This window comes from Saccharothrix australiensis (assembly GCF_003634935.1).
Lineage (GTDB): Bacteria > Actinomycetota > Actinomycetes > Mycobacteriales > Pseudonocardiaceae > Actinosynnema > Actinosynnema australiense.
Genome location: NZ_RBXO01000001.1, coordinates 3769195 through 3782735 on the forward strand (window position 1 = coordinate 3769195; position 13541 = coordinate 3782735).

Sequence of the window (13541 nt, forward strand, 5' to 3'; positions counted from 1 at the left end):
GCCGGTGTCGGGTCCCGCACCGGCCTGGTGCCGAGGTGCGCGTCAGGTCGGTGCCGGACCCTCTGTGCCGGACCCTTCGCGTCGGACCCTCTGTGCCGGACCCTTCGCGTCGGACCCTCTGTGCCGGACCCTCTGTGCCGGATCTCGGGTCAGGCCGACAACGGCGCCTTCAGCGGTGACTCCGGGCTGAACGGCACCGCGTGGTCGGCGGCGGACCCGAGCAGGCGACGAGCCGCGACGTGGTCGGCGGTGTGGCCGACCGTCTCCACCGCCACCAGCCGCGACCCCGCGACCCGGAACACCGTCAACCCCTTCTCCGTCGGCCGCGCGACAGCGTCGTCGGCGGGCCGCGCGAGACCCACGACCTGCACCCGCGCGCCGTGCTGCGTGGTCCAGAACCGGGGCAGCGCCCGGTACGGGTCGGTCTCCCCGGTCAGGTGGCCGGCCACGAACCGGGCCTGGTCCACGGCGTTCTGCACCGACTCCAGCCGCACCCGCCCGCGCGGGGTCGGGTGGCTCGCGCAGTCCCCGATCGCGTACACGGCCGGGTTCGCCGTCCGCAGCCACGCGTCGACCAGCACCCCGTCGGCGGTGGGCAGGCCGCACGCCGCCGCGAGGTCCGTCGCCGGCCGGACGCCCGCGCCCACCACCACGAGGTCCGCGGGCAGCCGCGCGCCGGACGCCGTCACCACGGACCGCACCCGGTGGTCGCCGTCCAGCCGCACGGCCGTGTCGCCGAGCAGCACGCGGACGCCCCGGTCGCGGTGCCGGGCCAGCAGGTCCGCCGCGACCTCGGCGGACAGCGCGCGCCCCAGCAGCCGGGGACCCACCTCCAGCACCGTCACGTGCGCGCCCGCCGACGCCGCCGACGCCACCTCCAGGCCGGTGAACCCGCCGCCCAGCACGACGACGTGCTCGGCGGTCCGCAACCGCTCCCGCACCTCCACCGCGTCGGCCAGGGTGCGCAGCGGGCACACGCCCGCGAGCACCGCGCCGGGCACCGGCAGCGTCCGGGCGACCGAGCCGGTGGCCAGCACGAGGTGGTCCCAGCCCAGGACGACGCCCGCGCGGGTGCGGACGGTGCGGGCCGCCTGGTCGACCGACTCCACCGGGTCGCCGGTGCGCAGCCGGACGTCCAGCCGCTCGTAGGCGTGCGCCGGGCGCAGCGGCAGCGCGTCCTCGTCGGCGGAACCGGCGAGGTAGTCCTTCGACAGGGGCGGTCGCTGGTAGGGCAGGTCCGGCTCCGCGCCGACGACCGTGATCGCGCCCGCGTGCCCGCGCTCCCGCAGGGACACCGCGACCTGCGCGCCCGCCTGGCCCGCGCCGACCACGACGACCCGCCCGTCGCTCACAGCTGCTCCTCGGGCAGGTGGACGGTCAACCCGTCGAGGTCGTCGTCCACCACGACGCAGCACGACAGCCTGCTCGCGGCGGTGCGCGGCGACGCGGTGGCCTCCAGCATCTCGTCCTCGTCCGGCGAGACCGGGCCGAGCCGGTCGGCGTCGGCCTCGTCGACGTAGACGTGGCAGGTGGCGCACATGGTGTTGCCACCGCACTCGGCGACGATGCCCGCCACGTCGTGGCGGATCGCGCCCTGCATCACGCTCGTGCCCGCGGCGACGTCCACGGTGTGGCGCGTGCCGTCCGGCCGCACGTAAACGATCTTCGGCATCCGCCGCTCCCTCGAAACCCGGTGTCGGACCTTCGCCGCCCTCGGCCGCCGTCCTCAGCCGCCGCCCTCGGCCGCCGTCCTCAGCCGCCGCCCTCGGCCGCCGTCCTCAGCCGCCGCCCTCGGCCGCCGCCCTCAGCGCACCGTCACGTGCAGCCGCTCGATCTTGCGCAGCATGTTGTTGGTGAGCCGGCGCACCTCGCCGATCTCGAACCGCTCCACGCGCCGCGCCAGCGCGGCGAGCACCGCCTTGATCTCCAGCCGGGCCAGCCGCTGGCCGAGGCACGCGTGTTCGCCGTGGCCGAAGCCGACGTGGTCCACGGGCGCGCGCCGGACGTCCATGCGCTCCGGGTCGGGCCACTTGCGCTCGTCGCGGTTGGCCGACCCGTACATGACCAGCACCCGCGCGCCGGCGGGTACCACCGTGCCGCCCAGCTCCACGTCGCGGGTGGCCACGCGGCTGAAGTACGGCGTCGGCGTCTCCAGCCGCACCACCTCGTTCACCGCGTGCGGCAGCAGCGCGGGGTCCTCCCGCACCAGCCGCCACTGGTCGGGGTTGCGGCCGAACAGCCAGATGGCGCTGGTCATGGCCGCGATCGTGGTGTCCAGCGCCGGGCCCCAGTAGTCGATCAGCAGGGCCGGGCACTTCTCGACCGGCACCTCGCCCGCCGCCGCGGCGCGGTACACGCCCTCGGCCCACCCGCCGGGCAGCAGCCGGCCAGGCAGCCCCGGGTCGTAGGAGTAGGCCACGGCCTCCTCCAGCACCGGCAGCGCGGCACGCGCCCGCGCGTTCATCGGGCCGGCCGAGTCGAAGGCCGCCGCCGCCCACGCGAGCATCCGCTCGCGGCCCTCCTCGGGCAGCCCCACCTGGTGGGACACGATCGACAGCGGCAGGTGCGGCGCGAGTTCGGCGGCGGCGTCGAACGAGCCGCGCGCCACGAGCCGCTCCACCACCTCCTCCGCCGCCACGCGGAACGGCTCCTCCAACCGCTTCAGCGCCCGCGGCGTGAGCGGGCGGCCGACCACGGTCCGCTGCGCGACGTGCTCGGGCGGGTCCGTGTGCAGCGTCGCGCCGGCCTGGGCCCGGTTCAGGGTGTCGTTGAGCATGACGCCCCGCGCCGAGGAGAACGTCCGCCAGTCGGCCAGCGCCGCCCGCGTCTCCGCGTAACGCGGCAGGGCGTAGAAGTCCGGCTCGCGCAGCCGCACGACCGGTCCGGTCTCCCGCATCCGCGCCCACAGCGGGTACGGGTCGTGCAGCGCCTCGTCGGACCACAGGTCGAGGTCCAGCACCGGTGCGTCGCGGTGGGACATGGGGTGTGCTCCCGTCTCCGTGTCGTCGTCAGCCGCCCTGGCCGTGTCGTCAGCCGCCCAGGCCGCGCAGGAAGTCGGCGAGTCGCCGCACGCCCTCCTCGATCTCCTCGGGGGTGAGGAAGCTGCACGACAGGCGGATCTCGTCGGTGCCCGCGCCGGCGAGGTGGAACTGCGACATCGGCGTCCACAGCACGCCGTACTTCGACGCGGAGGTCTCCATCAGGCGCGCGTCCGCCTTGACCGGCAGGCGCATCCGCACGAAGAACCCGCCGGTGGGGCGGTTCCACGTCACGGCGGGCAGGCCGTCGCCGGGCACGATCTCGCGCTCCAGCGCCGCCAGCAGCAGCCGCAGGTTTCGCCGGTACAGCTCGGCCTTCGGGCGGCCCAGCTCGACCAGGGAACCGCCGTGCGCCAGCAGCATCCCGCCGACCACGGCCTGGCCGACCGCGGGCGTGTGCAGGCTGATCATGCCCTTGAGGGCGGCCAGGTCGTCGGCCAGCAGCCCGGTCGCGCCGTCGCGGCGCACCGGCTGGTCGGCCACCACGTACCCGACGCGCGCGCCGGGCAGCGCGATCTTGGAGAACGTGCCGAGCAGCACCACGCGACCGGTGGTGTCGAGCTGCTTGAGCATCGGCAGCGCCGCGCCCGGCTCGGCGGTGAACGCGTAGGTGGTGTCCTCGACCAGCAGGAAGTCCTCGGCCTCGGCCAGGTCCAGCAGGCGTCGCCGCGTCGCGAGGTCGAGCACCGTGCCCGACGGGTTCGCGTGGTCCGGCGCGACGTACAGGGCGCGGACGCGCTTGCCGCGCGACCGGGCGTCGGCGCACGCGCGGGCCAGGCCGTCGAGGTCGAGGCCGCCGTCGACCTCGGCCACCGGCACCAACTCCGCGTCCACCAGCCGCGCCGCGCCGCTGAAGCCGATGAAGCACGGGTCCACGGCCGCGAACAGGTCGTCGGCGTCCCGGCGCAACGCGCGCAGCAGCAACAGCATGGCCTCCTGCGCGCCGACCGTGACGACGACCCCGCCGCGCGGCGTCGCCAGCCCGAAGTCCCGGCGCAGCGCCTCCGCGATCAGGCCGGTGACCAGGCCCTTGCCCGGACCGTACTCGTAGAGCGCGGTGCGGGCCGCCGCGTCGGACAGGCCCTCGTCGGCCCTCAGGTGCTCCAGGAAGCGCTCGACGTGGGCCGTGGCGTCGAAGTGCTCGGCGAACGCCGGGTTGGGCGCGCCCGGCGCGAAGGAGATCGCGTCGGGGTAGCGGCTCATGACGGAGGTGTGGAACACCGGGACGCTGAGCACGGGGTCGCGCAGGGAGGCGTGCAGCAGGTGGTGGTCGACCGTGGTCACAGTGGTTCCTCCTGGTTCAGGACAGGTAGTCCTCGGGGCCGCCGTCGCGCACCGTGTCGAGGGTGAAGCAGTGGAAGCCGCCGCCGAAGATGCGCCGGTGGCGGTGCCGCACCGGCACCACGGTGAAGCCGTGGCGCTCCAAAGTGGACATCAGCTCGGGGCACGCGTCGTTGACCATCACCGTGTCCGGGCCGACCGACAGGACGTTGAGGTCGATGAACGGGCTGGTGAGCACCAGGTCGTCGTCGTCGTAGACCGGGAAGTTGTTCGACGTCGGCCGCGGCGGGACGATCATGTCCCACTTGCGGAGCGCCTCCGGGAGGAACGCGGCCACGGCGGGGGAGCGCACCAGCAGCGTGCCCGGCCGCAGGGCGAGGACCATGCTGTCGATGTGGCTGTCGCTGAGCTTGTGCACCCGGTGCACGCGGAACCGGCCGCGCAGGTGCCGCTCCAGCCAGTCCGCGCCCATCGCGTGGTTCTCGGTGGAGATGTTCACCACCAGGTCCTTGCCGAGGCGCAGGCACTGCGCGCCGTCGATCATCATCTCGAACCCGACGTCGTACGGCGACGGCTCCGGGTCCTTCACCGGCTCGGTCGGGCCGCCCTGCGAGGTGTTGGCGTAGGACGGGTCGAACGACGAGTCGGTCATCAGCGGTCGCGGCATCACCGTCCACCGCGCGCCTGCCCGGAAGTACTCCGCGAACACCGGCTTGAGCAGCTGCGTCTCGAAGTAGCGCGAGCGGATCATGGGCGAGGTCTCGATGATCTCGTCGCCCAGCACGAGGGTGTTGTCGCGCAGGTTCAGCGGCGGGATCACCGCCGCCGACCACGCGGGCGTGGTCACCTCGGCGGTGGCCGCGTCGAGGTCCAGCGGGCGGTGCACCGTGACGCCGAGGGACTCGAACGCCTTGGCCATGCCGTCGAGGTCCTCGATCAGCTCCTCGACGTAGCGCTGCTTGATCGGGGCGCGCTCGGCGTCGCGCTCGGACACCGGGTTCCCGCTCCGCGCCGTCACCCGCGGGTAGTAGTAGCGGGTGATGTTGTCGTGGAAGAACAGGTCCCACGACAGGTCGCGCTCGTGGGAGATGTAGTTCGCCGCCGACCCGAGGACGACCTCGCGCAGCGGGGACCACTCGTCGTAGCTGTTCAGCTTCATGGGTTCGAGGACTTTCTCGTCGCTGGTGCGGGCAGGCACGCCACCGGTCGGCCGGGTATTCCTCCGGGACCCGTATTGGGGATCGCGCCGACGGGTCGCCCGGAAGCACTCCGGCGATTTTTCTACCACCGCGCCGCGGTGCGGTCCACTGTGCATCGGGCGCACCGCGCGGGGTGTACTCGCGCGCCCTCCGGAAATACGATCCGGGCGAGGTGATCCCATGACGCAGCAAGTCAACGCGGCCTTGACATATGCCCACTACCTGCGCCTGGACCAGGTGTTGACGGCGCAGCGGCCGCGGTCCGACCGACATGACGAAATGCTCTTCATCGTCATGCACCAGGTCTACGAGTTGTGGTTCAAGCAAATCCTGCACGAACTCGACCGGCTCCAGCGGCTGCTGGCCTCGGGTGACACCGCGCGGTCCGGTCGGGCGCTGCGCCGGATCCTGGCGCTGTGGCGGACGTCGGTCGCGCAGTTCGCCGTGCTGGAAACGATGACGCCGCCCGAGTTCGTCGGCTTCCGCGATTGGCTGGAGGCGTCCAGCGGATTCGAGTCGGCGCAATTCCGGGAGATCGAGGCGGTGCTCGGCAGGCGGGACCGGCGGGTGGTCGAGCGGTACCTGCCCGGCACGCCCGAGCGGGAGCGGATCGCGGCGGCGATGAGCCGGCCCGCGCTCGGCGACTCGTTCGCGCGCTACCTGGTCCACCAGGGCTACGCGGTGCCCGCCGAGGTGGTCGGGCGGGACGTGCGCGAGCCCGCCGAGCCGTCGCCCGCGATGCAGGATTTGCTGGCGCGCGTGTACTCGGACGACGGTCCGGCGGTGGGCGTCTGCGAGCACCTGGTCGACCTCGACGCCGTCGTGCAGGAGTGGCGGCACCGGCACGTGAAGATGGTGGAGCGCGTGATCGGGGGCAAGCGGGGCACGGCCGGATCGGCGGGCAGCGCCTACCTGCGGACCACGGTGGGCAAGCCGGTGTTCCCCGACCTGTGGGCCGCCCGCGACCGGCTGTGACGCGTCACCGCTCGGAGAACAGGGCCGGGAACAGGGGCTGCCTCGACGCCTTGTCGAGGTAGCCCGCGCCGGTCGTGCCGCCGGTGCCCGGCACGTGGCCGATGGTCTTGATGGTGATGCCCCAGTGGCTGCGCTTCAGCACGCACCACGCCTCGTCGGCGCGCCGCATCGCCTCGCGCACCGCGTCGGCGTCGGCCTCGGGCAGCCACCGCAGGGCGGCCCGGAACACGTCCTGGAGCGGCTCGGCCGACGTGCCCGACCGGTCGTCGTGCGCCGCGGCGGCGGCCAGCTCGACCCGCCGGTACGCCGAGGACTGGATGGCGCTGCGCCCGGCGGTGTGGCCCCGGATGATGGCGAACGCCTCCTTGGGCATCGTCGTCAGCACGCGGTAGAGCGCCGAGGCGGCCGTCAGCCGGTCCGCGGTCGCGTCCAGCAGGGTCACCGCCTCCGCCGCGCGCCGCTCCCGCAGCGCCTCCGCCGCGTCCTCCAGGCCCCACGCGGTCCGGAGGTACAGGCACTCGAACATCTGGATGCTGCGCAGGAACATCTGCTCGTCGTGCAGCGGCGTCGCGGGCAGCAGCACCAGTTCCGCCAGCTCGCCCGCCTCGGCGTAGCGCCGCGCGCGGGCCACCGCCGCCAGCGCGTGCCCGACGAGTTCGGCGTCGTCCGCGTCGCGGGTCGGCTTCGCCACCTCGGGCCGGGCGTCCGCCGCGCCGGGTGCCAGCCGGTCCGCGTGGCGCAGGGCGTGCAGCACGGCCCTGGTGCGCCGGTGCTGCTCGCGCGACGGCGCGACGGCCAGCGCCTCGGTCTCCGTGCGCAGCAGGTCGACCAGGTGCGTGACGAGCACGACGTCGGCCGTGCGCTCCCGGCTGCCGTACCGGGCGGTCTCGAGGAAGCGCTCCTGGAGGCCGACGCCGGAGTAGGTGGCGTAGTCGCCGTCGGCGTGGTCGGTCGTGTTGCGCAGCCAGGGCTTGAGCGCCACCGGCGCGCCCGCGCGGTCGTCGGACGGGTCGGCGTCCCGCAGCCGGGCCAGCTCCGCGACCAGCGAGGCGGACGCGGCGACCCGGCCGACGGCCCGGTAGTGGTCCACCACCTCGCGGTAGGGGAAACCGGCGCCGCCTCCCGCCCGCCACGCCGCGACGGCCTCGCGCGCCGCGCTGCCGAGCCGCCGGTCCGGCGACGCCGACGTCGAGTGCACGCTCAACCCGCCGGTCGCGATGTGCTCCGGCCACACCGTGCCGCCCTCGTGGCTGGTCATGGCAGTCTCCGTCCAGTTCCGGTCGTTCGGTCGGGTCACGGCGGCGTCGCGCCGCCGCCGAAGGACCACCGCATCAACTCGGCGAGGTCCCGCGCCGTGCCCGACGTCCCCGCGTCGAGCCGGTGCGCGACGCGCGCGCGTTCGGCGGGCGTCTTCTCCTGGCTGAGCTTGGCCATCACGTCCACCTCGGCCACCTCGAAGCGGAACGCGCCGACGCCGGGCAGGATGCGGCGGAAGTGGGCCAGCGAGCCGGCGGAGTCCCAACCGTCGCCGAAGGACTCCTCGAACAGCCGGGCCGTGCGCGCCACCACGGCCAGCGCCTCCTCCGGGTCGCCGATCGGGAACACCGTGCCCGTCACGTGCGCGGAGACGAAGTTCCAGGTCGGCGCGGCGGGTCCGGGGTCGTAGCCGGCGGGTGAGACGTAGCCGTGGGGGCCGCTGAACAGCAGCCGGCCGGCGGTGCCCGGCGCGAGGTCGCGCCAGTGGGGGTTCGCCCGGTTCATGTGTCCGAACAGGACTGTCCCGGAACCTGGCTCGTCCACATCGGACTCGGGCACGATCGGGAGGTGCGTCGCGTGCGGCACGTCGGCCCCGTTGGTCGTCAGCACGGCCAGCGGGTAGCGCCGCACCACCAGCCGCGACCAGCCCTCGTCGGCCCGGTAGATGGATGGCACGTGCACGGCGCGCCTACCGCGTGCGGCCGAGGATCGAGCGGGCGATCTCGCCCGCGCGGACCGCGGTGGTGGACAGCAGCCCGGACGCCAGGCCGTGCGAGGGTTCGGCCGCCGCGCCGTGCACGTAGATCCCGGCGGTCACCGCCGCCGAGGTGACCACGCGGTGGTCGCGGTCGAGCACCAGCCGGTCGGCCGCGTCCCGCTTGCACTCCGCGGCGATGCCGGCCAGCAGCGGCGACGGGTCGGCGGGCCGGTACCCGGTGGCGAACACCACCGCGTCGGCCGCCAGCGCCCGCACCTCGCCGGTCGGCAGGAACTCCACCTCCAGGCGCACCCCGTCGTCGTCCTCGACGAGCGAGCGCACCCGCGACGCGTTGAGCAGCCGCAGCCGGTTCGCGCCGGTGACCAGCTCGTCGTAGTGCCTGCGGTGCAGCAGCTCCACCAGGTCGGCGTCCACCACGGAGTAGTTGGTGTTGGCGTGGTAGCCCAGGATCAGCTGCTTGACCTCTTCGTTCGCCCCGTGGAACAGGTCGACCGCCGACGGGTCGAACACGGCGTTGGCGAACGGGTTGTCGTCGGCGGCGCTGTAGCCGAACCGCGAGTGCACGGCGTACACGTCGGCGCGCGGGAAGCTGCGGTGCAGGTGCTCCACGGCCTCCGCCGCGCTCTGCCCCGCGCCGACGACCACGATGCGCCGCGCGCCCGACCGGGCGAGGTCCGCGGTGTGGTCGAGCAGCCCGGCCGAGTGCCGGACCCGCCGCGAGGCGACGATCCCCGGCGGCAGCACCGGCACCAGGCCCGTGGCGATGACGACGTTGCGCGCGCGGCGCACGGCGGTCGTGCCGTCCGCCACCGAGCGCCCGACCACGTCCAGGTGCGTCACGACGCCGTTGTCGACCACCGGCCGCGCCGCGACCACCTCGGTGCCGTAGTCGACCGAGGTTTCGAAGTCGCGGGCCACCCAGGTCAGGTAGTCGTGGAACTCCACGCGGCCGGGGTAGAGCGTCTTGCCGTTGATGAACTGCGGCAGCCTGCCGTGCGCGTGCAGGTAGGACACGAAGCTGTAGGTGCTCGCCGGGTTCCGCATGGTCACGAGGTCCTTGAGGAACGAGACCTGCATGGTCGCGCCCTCGATCAGCATCCCGACGTGCCAGCCGAACCGGGGTTTGCGCTCGGTGAACGCCCAGGCGAGGTCGTCGCCCGCGGTTTCCCGCAGCGCCACCGCGAGCGCCAGGTTCGACGGGCCGAACCCGATGCCGGCCACGTCGACCGCGGCCCGGCCAGGTCGTCGCGTCATCGTGGACTCGCCTCCCGGTGCTCGTTGGTGCGGGGTGTGCGGTGGTCGACGCGCCGGTCACAGCAGCGCGACGACCTCCGGCGTGAGGAACTCCTCGCTGTCGAGGAGCCCGGCGGTCAGCGCGAAGTAGCGCTCGACCAACGCGGGCGTCCCGCTGATCGCCCGCAGGAACTCCAGCCGCTCGGGCGGCACCCGCAGGCGCGCCAGTTCCAGCGTGGAGCGGTAGCCGTCGGCCAGCGCGTCGTCCCGCGCCCGGCCGAACGCGCGCAGCGCCGCGTCCAGCCGGCCGGGGTCGCCGACCTCGTCGCCGATCGCGTCGGCGAGCAGCTCGGCCTGGGCGAGGGCGTTGGTGATGCCCTGCGCGGTGATGGTGTCGCGGTGGTGCCCGGCGTCGCCGACCAGCGCCCACCCCGGCCCGGCGGCGGCGCGGAAGAAGTTGCGCTGGTCGCCGGTGCCGCGCAGGCGGTCCACCCGCTCGGCGTAGGCGAGCTGGTCGCGCAGCTCCGGCGCGGTCGCGGCGACGGCCGCGAGGTGCGCGTCGAGCGCGTTCGCCCGCACCTCGTCGAACCGGTCCTGGGGGAAGTACGTGGCGACCAGGGTGACCCCGTCGTGCGTGGGTATCCTCGCCACCCAGTTGCCGGTGCGCTCGTGGAAGCCGAACCCGCCAGTCACGCCGGTCCAGGCGCTGTAGTAGACGCACGACAGCTTCGGGTGCTCGGCGACGACCGCCGCGCCCGCCAGCCCGGCGACCGCGGAGTTCATCCCGTCCGCGCCCACCACGAGCCGGGCATCGGCGACGGCGTGCCCCCCGCCCGGTGTGCCGTACCCGACGCCGGTCACCCGGCCGCCGCGTTCCCGCAGCTCCCGGACGCGGCACCCGTCGGCGAACTCGGCGCCCGCGGCCACCGCCGCGTCCACCAGGATCGCGTCGAGCACGCGCCGGCGCGGCGCGTACCCGCAGGAGGCGCCGTCGGCGGCGGGCGCGGGCGAGGACAGGCGCACGTCCGCCACGTGGTGGTGGACGGTGTCCAGCGGCGGGCAGCCGGACGCGACGACCGCGTCCAGCACGCCCCAGCGCGCCAGCCGCGCCACGCCCGGCTGGTGGATGTACAGAGTGGACATCGTGTCGGCCGGGAACCGCGCCCGGTCCAGCAGCAGCACCCGATGGCCGCGCCGCGCCAGCAGCAGCGCGGTGGCGGCGCCCGCGCAGCGGGCGCCGACGACGATCACGTCGTACATCGGGGAAACCTCTCCGGGAAAGGGCGATGGGCTCGGTCGGAGGGTGCTCCGGCAAGGTAGCCACGCCGAATCGGCGGGCGCAACCTCGGCCGGCGCGGGCCGCGTGCAACCGCCTTTCCCTGGCAGTTGAACGAAAGCCGCGCCGTTCGCGGCGCGGACCGCGTCCTGGCTAGGGTGTCGGGCCGACGGCGTGTCCCACCCGGAGGTGGCCGCGGATGGACGTGAATCCCTTTGACGACAACGATCTGGACCAGCTGGTACTGGTGAACGACGAGGGGCTGCACTCGCTGTGGCCCGCCGTGCTCGACGTGCCCGCCGGGTGGGCGGTGGTGTTCGGCCCCGCCGCGCGGTCGGCCTGCGTCGCCGTGGTGAACGAGCGCTGGACGGACCAGCGCCCGCGCCGCCGGACCGCGCGGAGCGCCGAACCGGGCGCGTGACCGCCTTCCCGAACCGACCCGACGAGGTGGAGCATTGTTCACGACGAGGCCCGAACTGGTTGGCACGCACGGCATGGTGGCCACGACGCACTGGCTCGGCTCGGCCACCGCGATGGCCGTGCTGGAGAGCGGCGGCAACGCGTTCGACGCGGCGGTGGCCGCCGGGTTCGTGCTCCAGGTGGCCGAGCCCCACCTCAACGGCCCGGCCGGGCAGGTGCCGGTGCTGTTCGCGACGGCGGCCGACCGCGTGCCGAGGGTGCTCGACGGGCAGGGCGTCACGCCGGCCGCCGCGACCGCCGAGCGCTTCGCCGCGCTGGGGCTGCGCATCGTGCCCGGCACCGGCCTCCTGCCCGCGACCGTGCCCGGCGCGTGGGACGCGTGGCTGCTGCTCCTGCGCGACCACGGCACGAAGACCCTGCGCGAGGTGCTGCACTTCGCCATCTCCTACGCCGAACGGGGCGTGCCGGTGACGCCGCGCCTGGCGAAGGTCGTCGACACGGTGGCCGACACCTTCCGCAGGCACTGGCCCACCTCGGCGGAGCAGTGGCTGTCCGGTGGTCGCGCGCCCGCCGTCGGCGCGCTGCTGCGGAACCCGGTGCTGGCAGGCACGTGGCGGCAGCTGCTGGTGGTCGCCGAGGCCGTGCCCGGCCGCGAGGCGCAGATCGACGCGGCCAGGCGGGCCTGGTCGCAGGGGTTCGTGGCGGAGGAGATCGCGGCGTTCGCGCGGCAGCCCAGGCACGACGACACCGGCCGCGCGAACGCGGGCCTGCTCACCGCCGACGACATCGCCTCCTGGCAGGCGCGCTACGAGGAGCCGCTGGTCACCGAATTCGGCGACGTCGGGCTGGTCAAGTGCGGCGGCTGGACCCAGGGGCCGGTGCTGGCGCAGCAGCTGCGGCTGCTGGAGGGCCTGCTGGACGACGAGTCCTATGTGGACGGCAAGCCGTCGGCGCGCCTGGTGCACCTGGTCGTCGAGTCGGCCAAGCTCGCGTTCGCCGACCGCGAGGCGTGGTACGGCGACTCCGGCGACGTGCCGCTGGACGACCTGCTGTCCCGCGAGTACGCGCGGTCCCGCCGCGCGCTGATCACCGACGAGGCCAACGGCGAGCTGCGGCCCGGCGCGCCCGGCGGGCGCACGCCCCGGCTGCCCCGGCTGGTCACCGACCACCCCGACGGCATACCGCGCGGCGCGGCGACGGGGGAGCCGATCGTGCTGCCCAGCGGCGCGACGCGCGGCGACACCGTGCACATCAGCGTGGTCGACGCGGCCGGGAACATGGTCGCGGCCACCCCGTCGGGCGGCTGGCTCCAGTCCAGCCCGCTGATCCCGTCGCTGGGCTTCAGCCTCGACTCGCGGGCGCAGATGTGCTGGCTGGAGCAGGGCCTGCCGAACTCGCTGCGCCCCGGCGTGCGCCCGCGCACCACCCTGTCGCCCACGATGGTGCTGCGCGACGGCGAGCCGTCCCTGGCGTTCGGCACGCCCGGCGGCGACCAGCAGGACCAGTGGCAGCTGTGCTTCTGGCTGGCGCACACGGTCGGCGGGCTGAACCTCCAGGAGGCGGTCGACTCGCCGACGTGGCACTCGGCGTCGTTCCCCAGCTCCTTCGCGCCGCGGGCGTGGTCGCCCAACGAGCTGGTGGCCGAGTCCCGGCTCGGCGCGGACGTGCTGGGCGAGCTGCGCGAGCGCGGGCACCGGGTGGTGGACGCCGGGCCCTGGTCGCTCGGCGGGCTCAGCGCCGTGGCGAGGGACCGCGCGACGGGCGTCCTGCGGGCCGCGGCCAGCCCGCGCGCCATGCACGCCTACGCGGCCGGGCGCTGACCGCGGTCGCCACCCGGCGGTCGCCCGCGCGGCGACGCGGTCGGAGCCGGTCGCGGTCGGCGCGGTCGCACCGGGACGGTCGCCGGCGGCGCGGTCGGCACCGTCGTGGTCCGCACCGGCGTGGGGCAGCGGTTCGGGCAGCGGTGGACGCGGGGTCGCCGAGCGGCGGGGTGGCGAGACCGTACCGGGGCCGCCGGGAGGTGACCGCCGAGCGGGCCTCGGCCGGCGGTCGCGGAGCGGACAGGCTACCGGTCCGGCGCCCGCGCGGGAAGGCCGTGCACGGCGCGGCGGTGTGCAACCACGCCGCCGCGCCGGCTGTGGGCG

Annotated in this window: 12 protein-coding genes; 3 read left to right on the forward strand and 9 right to left on the reverse strand. The window is 74.8% G+C overall.

Annotated features, from left to right (window positions below; translation table 11 throughout):
* Positions 1 to 149: 149 nt before the first annotated feature.
* From C8E97_RS16310 to C8E97_RS16330, 5 genes are all read right to left on the reverse strand, one after another.
* On the reverse strand, positions 150 to 1352 hold the full coding sequence (locus C8E97_RS16310; RefSeq protein ID WP_170211881.1) for an NAD(P)/FAD-dependent oxidoreductase: 1203 nt from the start codon (positions 1350 to 1352) through the stop codon (positions 150 to 152).
* Complete coding sequence (locus tag C8E97_RS16315) at positions 1349 to 1672, reverse strand: 2Fe-2S iron-sulfur cluster-binding protein (protein ID WP_121006445.1); 324 nt, start codon at positions 1670 to 1672, stop codon at positions 1349 to 1351. Before C8E97_RS16315 ends, C8E97_RS16310 begins: the two co-directional genes overlap by 4 nt.
* A 132-nt stretch (positions 1673 to 1804) precedes the next feature.
* Complete coding sequence (locus C8E97_RS16320) at positions 1805 to 2980, reverse strand: cytochrome P450 (RefSeq protein ID WP_121006446.1); 1176 nt, start codon at positions 2978 to 2980, stop codon at positions 1805 to 1807.
* Between the two features lie 49 nt (positions 2981 to 3029).
* Entirely contained in the window at positions 3030 to 4322 is a 1293-nt protein-coding gene (locus tag C8E97_RS16325) for an aminotransferase class I/II-fold pyridoxal phosphate-dependent enzyme (protein WP_246018927.1), read from the reverse strand.
* 16 nt (positions 4323 to 4338) lie between these two features.
* Entirely contained in the window at positions 4339 to 5478 is a 1140-nt protein-coding gene (locus C8E97_RS16330; RefSeq protein ID WP_121006447.1) for a glycine amidinotransferase, read from the reverse strand.
* Between the two features lie 220 nt (positions 5479 to 5698).
* On the opposite strand from C8E97_RS16330, the gene C8E97_RS16335 reads away from it, so the two are divergent.
* The gene (locus C8E97_RS16335; RefSeq protein ID WP_121006448.1) at positions 5699 to 6493 is read left to right on the forward strand and encodes a tryptophan 2,3-dioxygenase; all 795 of its coding nucleotides are present in this window, start codon (positions 5699 to 5701) and stop codon (positions 6491 to 6493) included.
* Positions 6494 to 6497: 4 nt separating this feature from the next.
* Here C8E97_RS16335 and C8E97_RS16340 read toward each other — a convergent pair whose 3' ends face one another.
* From C8E97_RS16340 to C8E97_RS16355, 4 genes are read right to left on the reverse strand one after another with little or no spacing between them, the layout of a single operon-like run.
* Positions 6498 to 7751: a hypothetical protein gene (locus C8E97_RS16340; protein WP_147455139.1), complete on the reverse strand. Its 1254-nt coding sequence runs from the start codon at positions 7749 to 7751 to the stop codon at positions 6498 to 6500.
* A gap of 35 nt (positions 7752 to 7786) precedes the next feature.
* Positions 7787 to 8431, reverse strand: a complete 645-nt coding sequence (locus C8E97_RS16345; RefSeq protein ID WP_121006450.1) for an FMN-binding negative transcriptional regulator — start codon at positions 8429 to 8431, stop codon at positions 7787 to 7789.
* A 7-nt stretch (positions 8432 to 8438) separates the two neighbouring features.
* The gene (locus C8E97_RS16350; protein ID WP_121006451.1) at positions 8439 to 9722 is read right to left on the reverse strand and encodes a lysine N(6)-hydroxylase/L-ornithine N(5)-oxygenase family protein; all 1284 of its coding nucleotides are present in this window, start codon (positions 9720 to 9722) and stop codon (positions 8439 to 8441) included.
* A 57-nt stretch (positions 9723 to 9779) separates the two neighbouring features.
* Entirely contained in the window at positions 9780 to 10961 is a 1182-nt protein-coding gene (locus C8E97_RS16355) for an NAD(P)/FAD-dependent oxidoreductase (RefSeq protein WP_121006452.1), read from the reverse strand.
* A 215-nt stretch (positions 10962 to 11176) separates the two neighbouring features.
* On the opposite strand from C8E97_RS16355, the gene C8E97_RS16360 reads away from it, so the two are divergent.
* Together C8E97_RS16360 and C8E97_RS16365 are read left to right on the forward strand one after the other, a co-directional pair.
* Positions 11177 to 11398 (forward strand): MbtH family protein, encoded by a 222-nt coding sequence (locus C8E97_RS16360; protein ID WP_121006453.1) that lies wholly within the window; start codon positions 11177 to 11179, stop codon positions 11396 to 11398.
* A gap of 34 nt (positions 11399 to 11432) precedes the next feature.
* A complete protein-coding gene (locus tag C8E97_RS16365; protein ID WP_121006454.1) occupies positions 11433 to 13217 on the forward strand; it encodes a gamma-glutamyltransferase family protein in 1785 nt (594 codons plus the stop codon).
* The last annotated feature ends 324 nt before the right edge of the window (positions 13218 to 13541 follow it).

Excerpts from the sequence above, each read along its gene's own strand:
- C8E97_RS16315 (WP_121006445.1), bottom strand. The coding sequence starts at position 1,672 with ATGCCGAAGATCGTTTACGTGCGGCCGGACGGCACGCGCCACACCGTG.
- C8E97_RS16320 (WP_121006446.1), bottom strand. The coding sequence starts at position 2,980 with ATGTCCCACCGCGACGCACCGGTGCTGGACCTCGACCTGTGGTCCGAC.
- C8E97_RS16330 (WP_121006447.1), bottom strand. The coding sequence starts at position 5,478 with ATGAAGCTGAACAGCTACGACGAGTGGTCCCCGCTGCGCGAGGTCGTC.
- C8E97_RS16335 (WP_121006448.1), top strand. The coding sequence starts at position 5,699 with ATGACGCAGCAAGTCAACGCGGCCTTGACATATGCCCACTACCTGCGC.
- C8E97_RS16340 (WP_147455139.1), bottom strand. The coding sequence starts at position 7,751 with ATGACCAGCCACGAGGGCGGCACGGTGTGGCCGGAGCACATCGCGACC.
- C8E97_RS16350 (WP_121006451.1), bottom strand. The coding sequence starts at position 9,722 with ATGACGCGACGACCTGGCCGGGCCGCGGTCGACGTGGCCGGCATCGGG.
- C8E97_RS16355 (WP_121006452.1), bottom strand. The coding sequence starts at position 10,961 with ATGTACGACGTGATCGTCGTCGGCGCCCGCTGCGCGGGCGCCGCCACC.
- C8E97_RS16360 (WP_121006453.1), top strand. The coding sequence starts at position 11,177 with ATGGACGTGAATCCCTTTGACGACAACGATCTGGACCAGCTGGTACTG.